The organism is Streptomyces triticisoli, assembly GCF_003270085.1.
Classification (GTDB): domain Bacteria; phylum Actinomycetota; class Actinomycetes; order Streptomycetales; family Streptomycetaceae; genus Streptomyces; species Streptomyces triticisoli.
Map to the genome: position 1 here is coordinate 1 of NZ_QFDQ01000038.1, position 17,388 is coordinate 17,388.

Genomic DNA, 17,388 nt, shown 5'->3' on the forward strand with positions numbered 1-17,388 from the left:
AGCGCACGCGCCGGGACGGCCACCGCGACCGCCGCCGCGCCGACCGCGACCGCGTGCGGGCCGGCGGCCAGGTAGCCGGTCGCCACGATGGCCAACGCCGCCGCGGCGACGGTCGCCATCAGGCCGTACATCCGCTCGTCCGGGTCGGCGTGCGAGCGCAGCTGCAGGACCAGCGAGAGCAGCACCCACACTCCGAGCGTGCCCAGGATCGCCGCCGGCGCGTTCTCGCGGCCCGCGCCCAGCACGGCCACGTCCGCGGCGAGCGCGCCGGCGAAGCCCAGGGCGATGCCCTGGCGGGCGGGCCACATGCCGTTCAGCCGGAACCAGCCCGCTGCCGTCACGGCCTGGAGCGCGACCAGCGGCACGAGCAGCGCGTAGACGCCGAGCTCGGCCGTGCCGGCCAGCAGCAGACCCAGCAGCGCGGTGAGCGCGGCCGGCTGCATCCCGGGTTCGATGATCGGCGAGCGCCCCTCGGCGCGGGCCCGCTGGGCGTCGGTGACGCGGGCGTTGCCGGCGAGGGTGGCGGGACCGTAGACGGGCTCGTCGCCGGAGGGGGCGGCGGCGGGCGTCGCGGGAGCGGCGGGCCGGGGCTGTGCGTGCTGTGCTCGCTGTGCCTGCTGCGCGTGGGCAGCCGCCGGGTCCTGAGCTCCCACGGGCGGCAGGTACGCCGTCTCCGCGGCGGCAGCGGCGGGCGGCCGCGTGTGCGCCTGGGTGTCCCAGGTCTGCCCCTGCCACTGCTGCGTGTACTGGTGGGCTTCCTGCGGATCGTCGTACGCCTGCTGCCCGGGCCACACCTGCGGCTGGGGGTGCGGGTACGGCTGCTGCGGGGCGGGCGCCTGCGGGTACTGCTGCGGATGTTGCTGCGGGTACTGCTGCGCGTACGGGTCGTACCCGACGTAGGGGTTCTCGTGGGGGTTCTCGTTCCAGGACCCCTCATACGGCCGATCGGTCATCGCTCACCCTCCTGCGAACGGCGGGAGCACCTCGACCGTGCCGCCCTCGGTCAGCCGTACCGTCTCATGTCCGCGCGTCCCCACGGGGTCACCGTCGATCAGGAACGAGCAGCGCGCCAGGACGCGGACGAGTTCGCCGGGGTGCCGCTCGCGCACCGCGTCGAGCACCTCGGCGAGCGTCTCCGCCTCGTACGGCTCCTCGGCGACCCCGGCCGCGGCCTTCGCCGCCGCCCAGTAGCGCACCGTGACCTTTGCCATCCCGTCCCTCGAGTCGATCGGCCCTGCACTCGGCAATGGACCTCTGCAGTGAACAGGGTCAGGCTAGCCCGCCTGTGCGAGGGTCCAGCGCGCGATGCGGTGCAGGAGCTCGTCGGCGGCGGCGTTCTCGGCGTGGCCCATGCCGGGCTCCAGCCACAGTTCCCCGTGGTCACCGGCGGCAGTGGCCAGCATCCGGGGGTGGTCGAGGGGGAAGTAGCCGTCCCGGTCGCCGTGCACGATCAGCAGCGGGGTGGGCGCGATGCGGGGCACCGCCTCCACCGGGGAGAGCGGGACCGGGTCCCAGTCGCGGTGGTGGATGCGGGTGTGCAGCCCGTAGCGGCTGAGCAGGCGGCCCTCGGGGCGTGTGACCAGCCAGTGCAGCCGGCGCATGGGGGCCGTGCCCCGGTAGTACCAGCGCGCGGGCGCGCTGACGGAGACCACGGCGTCCGTGCGCGCCTCGGCCCGTGCGGCGTCCTCGCCGTGCAGGGCCGAGTGCCGCAGCACCACCGAGCCGCCCATGGAGAAGCCGACGGTCACCACGCGCGCGTGCCCGAAGCCCCGCGCCCACGCGACCGCCGCCGCCAGGTCCAGCACCTCACGGTCACCGACGGTCGAGCGCCCGCCGGAGGCCCCGTGGCCGCGGAAGGAGAAGGTCACGACGGCGCCGTGGTGCGCCAGGGCCCGCGCCGCCCGGCGCACGTGCGGCCGGTCCAGGTCGCCGGTGAAACCGTGGGCGATCACGAACACCAGGTCGCCGGAACCCTCGTGCACGCCCTCGTACGCACCCCCACGCACGCCCCCGTGCGCGGTCGCACCCGGCTCGTACACCGCGTCGAGGGCCACCCCGTCCGCCGTGCGCAGAAACGTCCTGACGCGCGTTCCCGACGCCGTACCGGGCTCCGGAACGCTCGTCGGACGCGCCACATGACCTGCCGATCCCGTGCTCATGTCGGTTATTCTGCTGCGAAGAGGACTCGGGCAGCGAAGCCCCCGGGTCCTTTTGTGCTTTTGTGCTTTCGGAAGCGTTGTGTGCGACGCGGGCAGCCGCGGGTGTACGGGGCCGTCGATCGCGCAGTGGCTCCCCGGAGCCACGGACTCCCCCACCGCTGAACGCGTGGGAGGTGCCCCCATCGCAGGGACCCGAGGAGGAACCGGACGTATGGACGAGCGGACCGTGCACGAACGTACGACGACCTGCGCAGGGGAGTCCCCCCTGGCCGGGCGGGGCCGAGCGCCCGAGGGAGGGATGCGATGAGTTCCCTGCTGCTCCTGACCAACGCCCTCCAGCCGTCGGCGGAGGTGCTCCCCGCCCTCGGCCTGCTGCTGCACAACGTGCGCGTGGCCCCGGCGGAGGGACCCGCGCTCGTGGACACCCCGAGTGCCGACGTCGTCCTGGTCGACGGGCGGCGCGACCTGCCGCAGGTGCGCAGCCTGTGCCGGCTGCTGCGCTCCACGGGCCTCGGCAGCCCGCTGATCCTCGTGGTCACGGAGGGCGGCCTCGCGGCCGTCACCGCCGACTGGGGCATCGACGACGTCCTGCTGGACACCGCCGGCCCCGCCGAAGTGGAGGCCCGGCTCCGGCTGGCCCTGGGCCGCCGGCAGATGGCGGGCGAGGACTCCCCCACGGAGATCCGCACCGGTGACCTGTCCGTGGACGAGGCGGCCTACAGCGCCAGGCTCAAGGGGCGGGCGCTGGACCTGACCTTCAAGGAGTTCGAGCTCCTGAAGTACCTCGCACAGCACCCGGGCCGCGTCTTCACCCGCGCCCAACTGCTGCAGGAGGTCTGGGGCTACGACTACTTCGGCGGCACCCGGACGGTCGACGTGCACGTACGGCGGCTGCGGGCCAAGCTCGGTCCCGAGCACGAGTCGCTGATCGGGACCGTCCGAAACGTCGGCTATCGATTCGTCACTCCCGAGAAGGCCGAGCGCGTCGCGGACGAGGCCAGGGCCAGGGCCGCACAACCAAAGCCGAACAATCCGGACGCCACGGACGATCCGGTGGCCGACCGGGCCCGCGCGCAGGCGTAGGGGGCGCTCCGGCGGGGCATGGTGTCCGCGCATCCACGTTTCGATCCGCGCGTCCATGCTTCGATACGCCCTGCCCGGTGCGGGTCCATCCGCGTAGACTCCGCGCGTGGCCAAGGTGACTCGGGACGACGTGGCGCGGCTGGCGGGAACATCCACCGCCGTGGTCAGCTATGTCATCAACAACGGACCCCGGCCGGTCGCCCCGGCCACGCGCGAGCGCGTCCTCGCCGCGATCAAGGAGCTGGGGTACCGGCCCGACCGGGTCGCCCAGGCGATGGCCTCGCGGCGCACGGACCTCATAGGCCTGATCATCCCGGACGCCCGCCAGCCCTTCTTCGGCGAGATGGCGCACGCGGTGGAGTGGGCCGCGGCCGAGCGCGGAAAGATGGTGCTCGTCGGCAACTCCGACTACGTGGCCGAGCGCGAGGTCCACTACCTGCGGGCGTTCCTCGGGATGCGGGTCTCCGGCCTGATCCTGGTCAGCCACGCGCTGAACGACCTGGCCGCCGCCGAGATCGAGGCCTGGGACGCCCGGGTGGTGCTGCTGCACGAGCGGCCCGAGGCCATCGACGACGTGGCCGTGGTCACCGACGACCTCGGCGGCGCCCAGCTCGCCGTACGCCACCTGCTGGAGCACGGCTACGAGTACGTCGCCTGCATGGGCGGCACGGCCGACACGCCGGCCGTGGGCGACCCGGTCTCCGACCACGTCGAGGGCTGGCGGCGCGCGATGGCCGAAGCCGGCCTCTCCACCGAGGGGCGTCTGTTCGAGGCGCTGTACAACCGCTACGACGCCTACCGGGTCGGCCTGGAGATCCTCTCGGGCCCGAACCGTCCCCCGGCGATCTTCTGCTCCACCGACGACCAGGCGGTCGGCCTGCTGCGGGCCGCGCGCGAGCTGCGCATCGACGTGCCGGGCGAGCTGGCGGTGGCCGGGTTCGACGACATCAAGGAGGCGGCGCTGGCGGACCCGCCGCTGACGACGGTCGCCTCGGACCGGTCGGCGATGGCCCGGACCGCCGTGGACCTGGTGCTCGACGACTCGCTGCGGGTCGCCGGTTCACGGCGGGAGCGGCTGAAGGTGTTCCCGTCGCGGCTGGTGGTACGGAGGTCCTGCGGCTGCAAGGAGCCGGGGAACGGGGAGTAGCCGCCCGCCGCGGCGCTTGCTCATAACGGGCATACGAGGTTCTGTCTGGCTTCTCAGCCGGGACTCAGGCGCCTTTCATGATCACGGGTCACTCTCATGGTCATGAGCGAGAGCATCCGCCGCAGCGGCGAGCACGAAGACCCCCGGAGTGACGGCCGGGCCCCGGTGCACCCGGAGTGGCCGCCCCCGCCGGCGTACGCCCCTGCGCCTCCTGCGGCTCCCGCGGCCCCCACGCTCCCCGCATCCCCCGCGCACGCGTCGAGGAAGCGTTCCCGGGGCCCGCTCGCCCTGTCGGCGGCGGTGGCGGTCGCCTCCGGCAGCACCGGCACCACCTACCGGGCGATCCAGACCGACGCGTCCCTCGACCCGGGCAACTCCGACGGCGCGCTGCTCGACGCCGGCGGCAACGTCATCGGCATCAACTCGGCGATGTACTCGGCTGTTTCCGGCTCGGACGCATCCGGTGCCGGCAGCGTCGGCCTCGGCTTCGCCATCCCGGTCAACACCGTCAAGTCCGACCTGGCCACGCCGCGCTCCGGCTCGCGGAGCTGAGCGGCGGCACCCACCACGGCAAGGAGTACGACATGATCCAGCAGGTTGTGCACGAGACCACGGACACCATCGACGCGACCGCCCCCGGCGGCATCGCCCAGGCCCTGACCGTCGCGAAGGAACTCCACGGCCCGGCGCACCGCGCCCCCGGGGTCGTCGCGGTCCCCGAGCTGATGGGCCTACGCACCTCCGCCGCGCGTCCGCACCGGCACAAGGTACCGCTGAGGAAGCTCACCGCGCTGGCGGCATGAGCGACGGCACGCGCGCTCCGGGCCGCACGCCGCGGCCCGGAAACGTGCGACGCTGAGAACGTCCCGCCCCGGACCGGCCGGTCCCGTGACCGAGCCGGCCCGGCCACGAGCCGAGTCACCCGAGGAACAACGACCGATGAGCCCCGCCGACGGCGACCGTGACCCCCAGCGCATCCTGATCGTCGACGACGAGCCGGCGGTGCGCGAAGCGCTCCAGCGCAGCCTCGCCTTCGAGGGGTACGACACCGAGGTCGCCGTGGACGGCACGGACGCGCTGGACAAGGCGAGCACGTACAAGCCCGACCTGGTGGTCCTCGACATCCAGATGCCGCGGATGGACGGCCTGACTGCGGCCCGCCGCATCCGTGGCGCCGGCGACACCATCCCCATCCTGATGCTGACCGCCCGCGACACCGTCGGCGACCGGGTCACCGGCCTGGACGCCGGCGCGGACGACTACCTGGTCAAGCCGTTCGAGCTGGACGAGCTGTTCGCCCGTATCCGGGCGCTGCTGCGCCGCAGTTCGTACGCGGCGGCCGTGGCGGGCGCGGCCGACGAGGGCGATGTCCTCACCTTCGGCGACCTGCGCATGGACCTCGCCACCCGCGAGGTCACGCGCGGCGGCCGGCAGGTGGAGCTGACCCGCACGGAGTTCACCCTGCTGGAGATGTTCCTGGCCCATCCGCGCCAGGTGCTCACCCGTGAGCAGATCCTGAAGGCGGTGTGGGGCTTCGACTTCGAGCCCTCGTCCAACTCCCTCGACGTCTACGTCATGTACCTGCGCCGCAAGACCGAGGCCGGCGGCGAGCCGCGTCTGGTGCACACCGTCCGCGGGGTGGGGTACGTGCTGCGGCAGGGCGGCGCCGAGTGAGCAAGGTCGTCCGCCGGTTCCGTACGCTGCCGATCCGCTCCCGCCTGGCCCTGCTGGTGGCGGCGGCGGTGGCGTTCGCGGTGGCGGCGGTCTCGGTGACCTGCTGGTTCGTCGTGCGGGGGAAGCTGTACGACGAGGTCGACAGCCGGCTCGCGAGTTACGGCAGGGTGACCCTCGACACGGCGAGGGAGCTGGCCGCCGACTGCGCGCAGACGACGGACAGGTCGACGAGCGACATGCAGCGCTCTTTCCTCTACGTACAGTTGGTGACGTCGCACGGCAAGTTCTGCGTGAGCCCCTGGTCCGAGGGCGCGATCAAGGTCACGAGCGTGGACAAGAAGGTGGCCGCCGCCCCCGGTGTGCGCAAACGTACCTTCCACACCAGCACCGATACGCACGGCAACAACGTCCGCGTGATGACCCTCGGCGTCCCGACGGCCTCCGGCCCCGGCGCCCAGGCCTACCCGGGCATCGCCTTCATGCTCGGCTTCTCCCTCAAGGACACCGAGAACACCCTCAGCGACCTGGCCCTGCTGCTCCTCCTCGTCTCCGGCACAGGAGTCCTCGGTGCGGGCGCCGCCGGCCTCGCGGTCGCCCGGGCGGGTCTGCGCCCGGTGGACAAGCTCACCCAGGCGGTGGAACACGTGGCCCGCACCGAGGACCTGAGGATCCGCATCCCCGTGGAGGACGACAGCGAGGACGAGATCGCCCGTCTGTCCCGCTCCTTCAACTCCATGACCTCCGCCCTGGCCAGCTCCCGGGACCTGCAGCAGCAGCTCATCGCGGACGCCGGCCACGAACTGCGCACCCCGCTGACCTCGCTCCGTACGAACATCGAACTCCTCACCCGCAGCGAGGAGACCGGCCGCCCGCTCCCCGAGGCCGACCGCAAGGCGCTGCTCGCCTCGGTCAAGGCCCAGATGACCGAGCTGGCCTCCCTGATCGGCGACCTGCAGGAACTGTCCCGCTCGGAGAGGCAGCGGGGCGAACGGGTCGAGGTCGTCGCCTTCCACGACACCGTGGAGGCGGCGCTGCGCCGCGCCCGGCTGCGCGGCCCGGAGCTGACCATCACGGCGGACCTGGACCCCTGGTACACCCGGGCGGAGCCGTCTGCGCTGGAGCGGGCGATCGTCAACGTCCTCGACAACGCGGTGAAGTTCAGCCCCGAGGGCGGCAAGGTCGAGGTCGTCCTCGAACAGGGTGCCCTCACCGTCCGCGACCACGGGCCCGGCATCCCCGCCGACGACCTCCCCTACGTCTTCGACCGCTTCTGGCGCTCCCCCGGCGCCCGCGCCCTCCCCGGCTCGGGCCTCGGCCTGTCCATCGTCGCCCGCACGGTCCAGCAGGCGGGCGGCGAGGTCGCCCTGACCCGGGCGGACGGCGGCGGCACGGTGGCGACGGTACGTCTCCCGGGCGCCCCCGTCCCACCGCCGGAAGGGCCGTACGGAACGGGCGCCTGAGGACCGGTACGGACGCCCGGCCCGGGTGCCGTGGAGCCAGGTGGCGAGGTCCCGCACCGAGGCGGGACACCGAGGTGCTCGTGGCGGGCGGCCTCCCGTCCGACCGGCCGCCCCTTCACCGGGAAGAAATTTCGTTGCATTTTTCCCGAAACGCCATCCCATTCCGGCTCTGCGCCGTATCCACTACTGAGACACATTCGAGCAGGAGGAAGACCATGGCGATCTTCAGTGCTCTCGTCCCTGCCCTGCGCCGTAATGACGGCCACGGCAGCGGCCACGGCTATGGACGCAGTGGCTACGGACGCAGCGGCTACGGCCACGGACGCAGCGGCCACGGCCACGGACGCAGCGGCCACGGCCACGGCCACGGACGCAGCGGCCACGGCCACGGTGGGCGTTACTAGTAACACGAAGCGGAGCGGACCGGCGGCCGAAGGCGCTGGTCCGCTCCGTCGCCATGTCCTGCGGCGCCTGCTGTCGGTGGACACGGACACCGACGCCGTGGTCGCCGGCGCCCCGCCGCTGCCGCCGCGCGAGGTCTTCCGGCGTTTCTGGCCCTACACCCGGGGGCGCCGGCTCTGGCTCGTGCCGCTCATACTGCTCAGCCTGCTGCAGCCGCTCGTCTCCGTGGGCGAACTGTGGCTGTTCAAGACCGTGGTGGACGGGGTGCTCGTCCCACGGGACCTCACCCCCTTCCTGTGGATCGCGCCGACGTACCTCGGGCTCATCGTCGTCTCCGGCATCCTGGGCTTCGCCGACAGTGTGACCTCGGCGTACGTCAGCGAACGCTTCCTGCTCTCCCTGCGCTCCGACGTCTTCCGGCACGTGCAGGGACTGTCACTGGGATTTTTCGAACGGCGGCGGCTGGGAGACGTGCTCTCGCGGATCACGGGAGACGTGGACGCCGTCGAACTGTTCCTGCTCTCCGGCGTGGTGGACGTGTTCTACTTCGTCCTCCAGCTGGGCATCTTCGTCGGTCTGCTCTTCTACCTGAGCTGGGACCTCACCCTCCTCGCGATCGTCATCGTGCCGCTGTTCTGGGGCGCCGCCCGTCACTTCTCCCGGCTGACCAAGCAGGCCTCCCGGGAGCACAGGCGCCGCAGCGGTTCGCTCAGCGCGGTCGCCGAGGAGTCGCTGGGCAACGTGACTCTGGTCCAGGCCTACAACCGGCAGGACTGGGAGCAGCGCCGCTTCGAGCGCGAGAACCTGGGCCGGTTCCACGCCTCGATGGCCTCGACGCGGATCCGGGCGGTCTACCGGCCCCTGGTGGAGTTCATCGAGGTGTGCGGCGGCCTCGCCGTCATGGGCCTGGGCACCTGGAAGCTGGCGCAGGGCCAGCTCACGCTGGGCGGGCTGCTGGTCTTCCTGGCGCTGATCGGCAAGCTCTACGGCCCGGTCCGCGACCTGTCCCGCCTCGCCCCCACCTTCTACGCCGCCTCCGCCTCCGCCGAACGCATCGCGGAACTGCTCGACCAGCGGCCCGAGGTCCGCGAGGCCGCGAATGCCCGGAGGATCGGCCGGGCGCACGGCGAGGTCGAGTTCGACGGCGTGTCCTTCCGCTACCCCGAAACCTCCCGCTGGGCGCTGTCCGACGTGTCGTTCCGCGTCGGTCCCGGCGAGACCCTGGCCCTGGTGGGAGCGAGCGGTGCCGGGAAGTCCACGGTGGCCAAGCTGCAACTGCGCTTCTACGACCCGGACCGGGGCGCCGTCCGCCTCGACGGCACCGACCTGCGGGAGCTGGCCCTGACCGACGTACGGAACAACGTCGCCGTGGTCCTGCAGGAGACGCTCGTCCTGCACGGCACGGTCCGGGAGAACATCGCCTACGGCCGGCCCGACGCGACCGACGCGGAGATCGTCGAGGCGGCCCGTGCCGCCGACGCCGACGAGTTCGTCCGGCTGCTGCCGGACGGCTACGACACCGTGGTCGGCCAGCGCGGCCGGATGCTGTCCGGTGGCCAGCGTCAGCGTCTCGCCATCGCCCGCGCGATGATCAGGGACGCGCCCGTGCTGCTCCTGGACGAGCCCACCACCGGCCTGGACGCCCAGTCGGGCCGCCGGATCATGGACCCGCTGCGCCGGCTCATGTCCGGCCGGACGACCGTCGTCATCTCCCACAACCTGCTCACGGTCCGCGACGCCACCCGGATCGTGGTGCTCGACCACGGCCGGGTGGTCGAGTCCGGAACCCACGACGAGCTGTTCCTGCACGGCGGCACGTACGCGCGGCTGCACCGGCTGCAGACAGCCTCTACCACGCAGGCCGGCCCACCGCAGCAGGGCGTGAGGCTGTCATGACCGCCACGCAGGCCACCGTACGACCGCCACTGCCCGCGGGCACCCGCCCGGTCGAGGGCTACGAGATCATCGGGCTCTTGGACCGCACCGGGTGGATGGACGTGTACGACTCCTGGAGCGAGGAGCGGGCCTGCCGGTGTGTCATCAAGATGGTGCGCCCTGACCTCCGCGACGACCCGGAACCGGCCGACCGGCTGCTGCGGGAGGGCCGGTGGCTGCGCGAGTTCACCCACCCGCACCTGGCCCGCGCGTACGAGACCTTCACGGAGCCCGAACCGCTCGTCGTCATGGAGACGCTGACCGGGGAGACGCTCGCTCACCTCATCGGCCGGCTGCGGCGTCGGCCGGCCGCCACCGACGTGGCCCTTCTCGGGGTGCAGCTGTGCTCCGCGGTCCACTACCTGCACGGCCGGGGCCTGCTTCACCTGGACCTCAAGCCGTCCAACGTCGTCGTGGACCGCGGCCATGCCAAGCTGCTCGACCTCAGCACGGCCCAGCCGCCCGGGGACGCCCCGAGCGGGGTGGGCACGTTCGGCTACCTCTCGCCGGAACAGGCGCGCGGCGGGCTGCTGACGGAGGCGGCCGACGTGTGGGGCATCGGCGCCACGCTGTACGAGGTGGCCGGGGGCGACGCGCCCTTCCACCGGGCCGACCGGGATGAGAGGGACGACCGGGGCGAGAGGGGCGAGACGGGGACGTACGACCGCACCGGCCGCACCACAGGTGACCGCCGGTATCCGCAACTGGAGGCGGCGGCCCCGCCGATCGCCTCCCTGCGGCGCCTGCCGCGCCCGCTCGCCGCGCTCATCGACGGCTGCCTGAGCCGGGACCCGGCGGACCGGCCCACGGTCCGTGAGTTGACCGCGGCGCTCGGCGCGCTGCTGCCCGCACCCGTCTGACCACGTCCCGTCGTCCGGCTACCGAACAACATCTGCCCTTCGCCCCTGGTGGCCCGGAGGGCCGCAGCGGCACGGCCAGGACGGCCTCGTCCGACGACAAAGCCGTCGGATCCACCGCCGGACGAGCGGAAAGCGACGCCTGTGGAGGCCCCGTAAGACCGGTCTTCCCGGAGAGCGGCAAGGGTCGGCAAAGCAGGAACCCGAGGTGGCATCGCGTGGCGGTGCGGACCGGAATCCCTTTCCCTCGGGCAGGAGAGGACGTCAAGTCTCGTCGGTGCCCGCGGCGAAGTGGGCCCTGGCCAGTACGGTGCCGTCGGGTGCCGTCACCCGGGCGGCGGCCAGCGTCGCGGGGTCGATGGCCGCCGGGCCGCCCCAGGAGCCGCGGCCGCCGTGCAGGGTGAACGCTCCGGCGCGGACCGTGGTGCCGTCCTTGTGCACCAGCACGCAGGTGACCTTCCCGTCGTGGGACGTGCTGCCCCCGGGAAGGTCGACGCTCATGTAGATCCAGCCCGGGGAGCCCCGGTGGGCGTAGATCTCACCAGCCGGTTTGCCGGGCGCGCCGGTGGAGACGAGCCCGCCCCACAGCATGCCCGTCCCGGCGGTGGCCGGAGCCGGCGGGGCCAGGGTGTCCTCGATCGCCGTGCCGACCGCCCAGCCGCCGAATCCGATGGCGAGGACGAGCACGCCCGAGACTGCGGCGACCTGCGGCCGTATCCGGCCGAGGACTCTCCGGCGCGGGATGCCGGACCCGCGGATGCGCGAAGCCCCCTCGTGCCCCGCCCCCCGCGTCAGCGCCTGCGCGACCCGGCTCTCGAACCCGACCGGCGGCTCGCCGCAGGGAAGCAGCCCGATCAGCCGGTCACCCACGAGAGTCAGCTGACGGATGTACTCCCGGCAGTCCGCGCACTCCTCCAGGTGAGCCACGGCGCCCGCCCGCTGCCGGCCCGGCAGCACGCCGAGCGCGAGCTCCGCGCCGATCTCGCGCAGCTCCTCGCAGGTGAGCTCACTGGGCATTGTCCCCTCGCTGGAAGGAAGCGAGCGTGGTCCGCAGCTTTCCCATCCCCGTCCTGATCCGCGTCTTGGCGGTGCCCAGCGGAATGTGCTCCCACTCGGCGACCTGCTGGGCGGTCATGCCGTAGATGCCCGCCATCACCAGGGCACGGCCCTGTTCGGGCGGCAGCTCGGCCATGGCGGCGCGCAGCCGGGAGGACGCCTCGTCGGCCAGCGCGTACCGCTCGGGGGTCTCGCTGACGACGTCCAGGATCGCGTCGAGGTCCTCCGGCGCGACCGGCTCCGGACGCCGCGAGCGGACGGCGTCGATGGCGAGGTTGTGGGCGATCGTGGTCAGCCAGGTGGTGACCGATCCACGCCGCGAGTCGTAGATCTGTGCATGGCGCCATGCCCTTTCGAACGTCTGCTGGGCGACATCCTCGGCGAGCTGCGGATCCCCGGTGACCGCGACGGCCACACCGAAGACCCGGTGCTGGAACCTGCGGACGAAACCGACGGCGAGCTCCGGGTCTCCGGTGGCCAGGCCGGACAGCAGTGCCTCGTCCGGAAGGCGGCCCACGGGGAACCGGAACTTCGACACATCCGTATATACGGCCCACCCCCGCCCGGGGATTGCCCGATCAAAACGGAATCCCATAATCCGATTCTTACGCCGGTCCGCCCTTCGCGCCTGCCGTGCCCGCTCCGGCGGCCGGTGAGGGAGCGGCCATGGTCGTGGAGCGCGCGGCCGCGCGGTCGGCAGTGACGGCGGGACGGCGGGACGGCGGGGCGGTGCGTGGAACCACCCGCCCCGGTAGGGCAGTCTTTCCCCTCGTGGGGAGCGTTCCGTATCAGGGTGGCGCGCCGGGGGGCGCGGGCGCGCACATGGTGGTGTGCGGGGACGACGGGCTCGCGCTCCGGCTGGCCGCCGAGCTGCGGGGCGTGTACGGCGAGCACGTGACGCTGGTCGTGCCGCCGTCCGAGCGCACGGTACGGCCACCGGTGGTGGGCCGGGCCCGTACGGCCTCCGCGCTGCTGGACCGGGTGGTGAACGCGGCGGTGCACCGGGCGGGCGGCAACGGCGCCGGCGTCGGCAGTGGTGGCGGTGGGCCCGGTCAACCGGGTGGCGCCGACCGGCAGCTGGAGGCCGCCGAGCTGACCGAGGCCGTCCTCGCGGACGCCGGTGTGGAGCGGGCGGCGGCGCTGGCCCTGGTGTACGAGGACGACGAGACCAACATCCGCGCCGCCCTCACCGCCCGCCGCCTCAACCCGCGGCTGCGGATCGTCCTGCGCCTGTACAACCGGCGGCTGGGCCAGCACATCGAGGAACTCCTCGACCAGGCCGCCGCGTTGGCGACCGGGGACGGCGAGGCGGCACTGGGCGGGGGCATGCTGGGCCCGGACGCGTCCACGACCGTGCTGTCCGACGCGGACACGGCCGCGCCCGCCCTGGTCGCCGGCGCCGTCGCCGGCACCAGCAAGGTCGTCCAGACCGACCGGCTGCTGCTGCGCGCGGTGGAGCGGCCGCCGTCCGCGCCGGACCGGGTCCCCGACCCCGGGCTGTGCACCCTGGCGCTGCTGTCCGCGACGAGCAGCGACCCTGCCGGGGCGGACGGGTCCGAGGACAGCGGGGAGCAGGGGCCGCAGCTGCTGCCGGACGAGGCGGCGGTACGGGCGGCCACGGGTCGCGGGACCGTGGTACTGGAGCAGGTGTCGTACGCCGCCGGTCCCCCGCTGTCCGTCGCCCGCGCGGTCGCGGCCGTCGTACCGCCGCTGGCGTCGCTGTTCTCGCGGCGGCTGCGGTGGTCGGTGGCGGGGCTGGTGGCGTGCGTGTTCGCGCTCGCGGTGGCGCTGTGGGTGGTGATGGATGTGCATCCGCTGGGTGCCCTGTACCTGACGCTGCTCGACCTGTTCGCCATCGACGACCCCGCGCTGGGCGAGCCGGTCGGGCGGCAGGTGCTGCAACTGCTGTCCGGGCTGGTGGGGCTGCTGCTGCTGCCGGTGCTGCTGGCGGCGGCGCTGGAGGCGCTGGGCACGTTCCGGTCGGCTGCCGCGCTGCGCAAGCCGCCGCGCGGGCTGAGCGGGCATGTCGTGCTGCTGGGGCTGGGGAAGATCGGCACGCGGGTGCTGACGCGGCTGCGGGAGCTGCGGATCCCGGTGGTGTGCGTGGAGTCCGACCCGGAGGCGCGCGGGATCGCGGCGGCGCGGCGGCTGCGGGTGCCGGTGGTGCTGGGGGACGTCACGCAGGAGGGTGTGCTGGAGGCCGCGAAGATCCACCGCGCGCACGCGCTGCTCGCGGTGACCAGCGCGGACACGACGAACCTGGAGGCCGTGCTGTACGCGCGGTCCGTGCGGCCCGATCTGCGGGTGGTGCTGCGGCTGTACGACGACGACTTCGCGACGGCGGTGTACCGCACACTGCGGACGGCGTACCCGCGCGCCCTGACGCGCAGCCGGAGCGTGTCGCACCTGGCGGCGCCCTCGTTCGCCGGGGCGATGTTCGGGCGGCAGATCCTGGGGGCGATCCCGGTGGAGCGGAGGGTGCTGCTGTTCGCCTCCGTGGACGTGGGCGGCCACGCGCAGTTGGAGGGCCGGACGGTGGCGGAGGCCTTCCGGGCGGGGGCCTGGCGGGTGCTGGCGCTGGATGCGGGGGTGACGGCCGGGAACCCTTCCGGGGGGTTGGCCGGGGGCCTCTCCGAGGGATCGGAGCTGGTGTGGGACCTTCCCTCCACGTATGTACTGCGGGCGGAGGACCGCGTGGTCCTCGCGGCGACCCGGCGGGGGCTGGCAGAGCTGTTGGGCCGTCGGTCCCGGGCGGGGGCACAGGGGTCATAGGGGCGGGCGGGGTCGGGGGTGCGGGGCAGAGCCCCCGCACCCCCGACCCGGGCTCACGCCCCGTTTCTCACTTCGGCAGGTGGCGGTCTGCGAAGTCGAGTTCCAGGCGGACCTGTTTGATGTGTTCGTCCACGACCAGGGAGCCGTGGCCGGCGTCGTAGCGGTAGACCTCGTGGACGGCGCCGCGGGACTGGAGGCGCTTGACGTAGTTCTCGATCTGCCGAATGGGGCAGCGGGGGTCGTTGACGCCGGCCGAGATGTAGACCGGGGCCTTGACCCGGTCGACGTAGGTGAGGGGGGAGGAGGCCTCGAAGCGCTCGGGGACCTCTTCCGGGGTGCCGCCGAGCAGCGTGCGGTCCATGGCCTTCAGCGCTTCCATCTCGTCCTGGTACGCCGTGACGTAGTCGGCGACCGGGACCGCCGCGATGCCCAGCGTCCAGGCGTCCGGCTGGGTGCCGAGGCCGAGCAGGGTGAGGTAGCCGCCCCAGGAGCCGCCGGTGAGGATCAGGCGGTCGGGGTCGGCGAGGCCCGAGGTGATCGCCCACTCGCGGACCGCCGCGATGTCCTCCAGCTCGATCAGGCCCACCCGGTGCTTGAGGGCGTCGGTCCACGCACGGCCGTACCCCGTGGAGCCGCGGTAGTTGACGCGGACCACCGCGTAGCCGTGGTCGACCCAGGCGGCCGGGCCCGCGGCGAAGGAGTCGCTGTCGTGCCAGGTGGGGCCGCCGTGGATGTCGAAGACCGTGGGGAGGGGGCCGGTGGCGCCCTCCGGCTTCTGGACCAGGGCGTGGATGCGGCCGCCGGGGCCCTCCACCCACACGTCCTCCACCGGGACCGAACCCGGGCACTTCATGCCGGGGGGATCCAGGACCACCCCGCCGCTCGTCGAACGCACCGCCGACGGCTCGGCCGCCGAGGACCACAGGTACTCCACGCTGCCGTCCGGGCGGGCGGACGCCCCGGAGACCGAGCCGGGCGGCGTGGGGATCCTCGCCAGCTCGCGGGTGGCCAGGTCGTAGCGGAACAGCTCGCTGCGGGCCTCGAAGCTGTGCGCGACGACGAGGGCGGTGCCGTCCGGGTACCACTCCGCGCTCACGTCGCCGGGCAGGTCCAGGGACAGGTCCGTCTCCTCGCCCGTCGTCACGTCCCAGACCAGGGGCTCCCAGCGGCCCCGCCGCTGGTGGCCGACGAGCAGCCGCGCGTCCCCCTCGACCGGGGCGAAGCCCAGCACCTCCAGGCCCAGCTCGACCGTCCCGCCCTTGGTGTCGTCCAGCTCGGCGACCGCCGTACCGTCCGCGCGCAGCACGCGCAGCGCCGAGTGCATCGCGTCGCCGTGCTCCGTGTGCTCGACGGCGATCAGCGTGCCGTCGTGGGAGAGGTCGCCCACGCCCGCCGACTCGCGGTGCCGGTAGATCTCCACCGTCGCCCGGCCCTCGCGGGCCAGGTGGATGGTCGTGCCCTCCTCGTCCGTCGACCGGCCCACGACCGCCGTCCGCCCGTCCCGCCCGAGCGCCAGCCCCGCCGGGTACGACGCCCGGAGACCGGGCACGGCCGCCTCGTCGGCCCCGCCCTCGAAGGCCTGCCGCCGCCAGATGCCGAACTCGTCGCCGTCCTTGTCGTCGAACCACCAGATCCAGCGTCCGTCCGGCGAGAGCACTCCGTCCGTCGTGCCGTTCGGCCGGTCGGTCACCTGCCGCTGCTCACCCGTCGCCCGGTCCCAGGCGTACAGCTCGTACGTCCCTGTCGCGTTCGACACGAACAGGGAACGCTCCGGGGCGTCCTCCGCCCAGTCCGGCAGCGACACGCGGGGCGCGCGGAAGCGCTTCTCCCAGTCCGGCATCTCCTCGATGAGCGCCCGCCGGTCGAGCTTCCGCGGCGAGTCGGACCCGTTGCTCTCAGTCATGACTCCATACTGCCTGGTCCCACCGACAGCGCGCCGACCAGTCTCCCCAGCCTGTGGAAAAAGTACGCTCCGGGCCACCCCCGCGGCCCGGGTGAGGCGCACGGCACCGTACCGTTGAAGGCGTGTACCGGTTTCTGCTGACGCCCCGCTGGTGGGGCATCAACGTCTTCGCGCTGCTCGCCATCCCCTTCTGCGTCTTCATGGGCTCCTGGCAGCTGGGCCGGTTCGAGGCACGGGTGCAGGACCACCGGACCGCGAACGAGCAGGCCGCCACCCACCGCGGCGAGGCGCCGCGCCCACTGGAGGAGCTGCTGCCGGTGGACAAGCGGACCTCCGGCATGCAGACCACCGCGACCGGCCGGTACGGCGAGCAGCTGCTGATCCCGGACCGCGAGCTGGACGGCAAGCAGGGGTACTACGTGCTGACGCTGCTGCGCACCGACTCCGGCAAGGCGCTGCCGGTCGTACGCGGCTGGCTGCCGGGGACCGCCGGGAAGGCGGACGCGGCGAAGGCCCCGGCACCGCCCGCGGGCGAGGTCACGGTCACCGGTGCGCTGCAGGCGTCCGAGACGCCGGGTGACAACGGGGTCAGCGCCCGCGGCGGACTGCCGTCCGGACAGACCGCGGCGATCAGCGCGGCCTCGCTGGTGAACCTCGTGCCCTACGACGTCTACGACGCCTGGGTCACGCTCAACCAGGGCGACTCCGGGATGACGGCGGTGCCCGCGAGGGCGCCGAGCAACACCGGGCTGGACCTGAAGGCGTTCCAGAACCTCGGCTACACCGGTGAGTGGTTCGTCTTCGCCGGGTTCGTGGTCTTCATGTGGTTCCGGCTGCTCCGGCGCGAGGTGGAGGCGGTCCGGGACGCGCAGCTGGGGCTGGGGACCGAGGAGGAGCAGGTCGCCGCGGTGTGAGCCGGACCGGCTGCCCACCCCGGCGA

The 17,388-nt window shown here is 73.3% G+C and carries 16 protein-coding genes and 1 pseudogene; 11 read left to right on the forward strand and 6 right to left on the reverse strand.

All coding sequences use genetic code 11. The features are described 5' to 3' along the window. The 3 genes from DEP02_RS07590 to DEP02_RS07600 all read right to left on the reverse strand — a co-directional run. A partial coding sequence (locus tag DEP02_RS07590) for a hypothetical protein (protein WP_112466577.1) occupies nucleotides 1-953 on the reverse strand: 953 nt, incomplete at its 3' end. A 3-nt stretch (nucleotides 954-956) separates the two neighbouring features. Further along, the gene (locus DEP02_RS07595) at nucleotides 957-1,211 is read right to left on the reverse strand and encodes a MoaD/ThiS family protein (RefSeq protein ID WP_112466578.1); all 255 of its coding nucleotides are present in this window, start codon (nucleotides 1,209-1,211) and stop codon (nucleotides 957-959) included. 63 nt (nucleotides 1,212-1,274) lie between these two features. Continuing rightward, on the reverse strand, nucleotides 1,275-2,159 hold the full coding sequence (locus DEP02_RS07600; RefSeq protein ID WP_112466579.1) for an alpha/beta hydrolase: 885 nt from the start codon (nucleotides 2,157-2,159) through the stop codon (nucleotides 1,275-1,277). A gap of 303 nt (nucleotides 2,160-2,462) precedes the next feature. Between DEP02_RS07600 and DEP02_RS07605 the strand changes: the two genes are divergently transcribed. From DEP02_RS07605 to DEP02_RS07640, 9 genes and pseudogenes are all read left to right on the forward strand, one after another. Then, nucleotides 2,463-3,242, forward strand: a complete 780-nt coding sequence (locus DEP02_RS07605; protein ID WP_112466580.1) for a winged helix-turn-helix transcriptional regulator — start codon at nucleotides 2,463-2,465, stop codon at nucleotides 3,240-3,242. A gap of 106 nt (nucleotides 3,243-3,348) precedes the next feature. After that, nucleotides 3,349-4,389, forward strand: a complete 1,041-nt coding sequence (locus DEP02_RS07610; protein ID WP_112466581.1) for a LacI family DNA-binding transcriptional regulator — start codon at nucleotides 3,349-3,351, stop codon at nucleotides 4,387-4,389. Nucleotides 4,390-4,701: 312 nt separating this feature from the next. Further along, a pseudogene (locus DEP02_RS35785) lies at nucleotides 4,702-4,941 on the forward strand (serine protease); the annotation flags it as partial. Nucleotides 4,942-4,973: 32 nt separating this feature from the next. Next, nucleotides 4,974-5,192, forward strand: a complete 219-nt coding sequence (locus tag DEP02_RS07620; protein ID WP_112466582.1) for a hypothetical protein — start codon at nucleotides 4,974-4,976, stop codon at nucleotides 5,190-5,192. Nucleotides 5,193-5,328: 136 nt separating this feature from the next. Next, on the forward strand, nucleotides 5,329-6,063 hold the full coding sequence (locus DEP02_RS07625) for a response regulator transcription factor (protein ID WP_112466583.1): 735 nt from the start codon (nucleotides 5,329-5,331) through the stop codon (nucleotides 6,061-6,063). Next, complete coding sequence (locus tag DEP02_RS07630) at nucleotides 6,060-7,523, forward strand: HAMP domain-containing sensor histidine kinase (protein ID WP_112466584.1); 1,464 nt, start codon at nucleotides 6,060-6,062, stop codon at nucleotides 7,521-7,523. Before DEP02_RS07625 ends, DEP02_RS07630 begins: the two co-directional genes overlap by 4 nt. Nucleotides 7,524-7,738: 215 nt before the next feature. Further along, complete coding sequence (locus tag DEP02_RS34435; protein WP_232838997.1) at nucleotides 7,739-7,927, forward strand: hypothetical protein; 189 nt, start codon at nucleotides 7,739-7,741, stop codon at nucleotides 7,925-7,927. A 76-nt stretch (nucleotides 7,928-8,003) separates the two neighbouring features. Beyond that, complete coding sequence (locus DEP02_RS07635; protein WP_232838998.1) at nucleotides 8,004-9,821, forward strand: ABC transporter ATP-binding protein; 1,818 nt, start codon at nucleotides 8,004-8,006, stop codon at nucleotides 9,819-9,821. After that, nucleotides 9,818-10,720 carry a serine/threonine-protein kinase gene (locus tag DEP02_RS07640; protein ID WP_112466586.1) on the forward strand — a complete coding sequence of 301 codons (903 nt, stop codon included), beginning with the start codon at nucleotides 9,818-9,820 and terminating at the stop codon, nucleotides 10,718-10,720. Before DEP02_RS07635 ends, DEP02_RS07640 begins: the two co-directional genes overlap by 4 nt. Nucleotides 10,721-10,981: 261 nt before the next feature. Here the strand turns inward: DEP02_RS07640 and DEP02_RS07645 are convergent, their stop codons facing one another. Next, nucleotides 10,982-11,734 carry a hypothetical protein gene (locus DEP02_RS07645; protein WP_112466587.1) on the reverse strand — a complete coding sequence of 251 codons (753 nt, stop codon included), beginning with the start codon at nucleotides 11,732-11,734 and terminating at the stop codon, nucleotides 10,982-10,984. After that, entirely contained in the window at nucleotides 11,724-12,311 is a 588-nt protein-coding gene (locus DEP02_RS07650) for an RNA polymerase sigma factor (RefSeq protein WP_112466588.1), read from the reverse strand. Before DEP02_RS07650 ends, DEP02_RS07645 begins: the two co-directional genes overlap by 11 nt. A gap of 284 nt (nucleotides 12,312-12,595) precedes the next feature. On the opposite strand from DEP02_RS07650, the gene DEP02_RS07655 reads away from it, so the two are divergent. Then, nucleotides 12,596-14,545 carry an NAD-binding protein gene (locus DEP02_RS07655; protein ID WP_112466589.1) on the forward strand — a complete coding sequence of 650 codons (1,950 nt, stop codon included), beginning with the start codon at nucleotides 12,596-12,598 and terminating at the stop codon, nucleotides 14,543-14,545. Nucleotides 14,546-14,612: 67 nt separating this feature from the next. Here DEP02_RS07655 and DEP02_RS07660 read toward each other — a convergent pair whose 3' ends face one another. Next, nucleotides 14,613-16,448 (reverse strand): S9 family peptidase, encoded by a 1,836-nt coding sequence (locus DEP02_RS07660; protein ID WP_112466590.1) that lies wholly within the window; start codon nucleotides 16,446-16,448, stop codon nucleotides 14,613-14,615. Nucleotides 16,449-16,570: 122 nt separating this feature from the next. On the opposite strand from DEP02_RS07660, the gene DEP02_RS07665 reads away from it, so the two are divergent. Further along, complete coding sequence (locus DEP02_RS07665) at nucleotides 16,571-17,362, forward strand: SURF1 family protein (RefSeq protein ID WP_112466591.1); 792 nt, start codon at nucleotides 16,571-16,573, stop codon at nucleotides 17,360-17,362. The last annotated feature ends 26 nt before the right edge of the window (nucleotides 17,363-17,388 follow it).

Bases quoted from the DNA above. Each gene is read 5' to 3' on its own strand.
- DEP02_RS07595 (WP_112466578.1), bottom strand. From the start codon at position 1,211: ATGGCAAAGGTCACGGTGCGCTACTGGGCGGCGGCGAAGGCCGCGGCC.
- DEP02_RS07600 (WP_112466579.1), bottom strand. From the start codon at position 2,159: ATGAGCACGGGATCGGCAGGTCATGTGGCGCGTCCGACGAGCGTTCCG.
- DEP02_RS07605 (WP_112466580.1), top strand. From the start codon at position 2,463: ATGAGTTCCCTGCTGCTCCTGACCAACGCCCTCCAGCCGTCGGCGGAG.
- DEP02_RS07620 (WP_112466582.1), top strand. From the start codon at position 4,974: ATGATCCAGCAGGTTGTGCACGAGACCACGGACACCATCGACGCGACC.
- DEP02_RS07625 (WP_112466583.1), top strand. From the start codon at position 5,329: ATGAGCCCCGCCGACGGCGACCGTGACCCCCAGCGCATCCTGATCGTC.
- DEP02_RS34435 (WP_232838997.1), top strand. From the start codon at position 7,739: ATGGCGATCTTCAGTGCTCTCGTCCCTGCCCTGCGCCGTAATGACGGC.
- DEP02_RS07640 (WP_112466586.1), top strand. From the start codon at position 9,818: ATGACCGCCACGCAGGCCACCGTACGACCGCCACTGCCCGCGGGCACC.
- DEP02_RS07645 (WP_112466587.1), bottom strand. From the start codon at position 11,734: ATGCCCAGTGAGCTCACCTGCGAGGAGCTGCGCGAGATCGGCGCGGAG.
- DEP02_RS07655 (WP_112466589.1), top strand. From the start codon at position 12,596: ATGGTGGTGTGCGGGGACGACGGGCTCGCGCTCCGGCTGGCCGCCGAG.
- DEP02_RS07660 (WP_112466590.1), bottom strand. From the start codon at position 16,448: ATGACTGAGAGCAACGGGTCCGACTCGCCGCGGAAGCTCGACCGGCGG.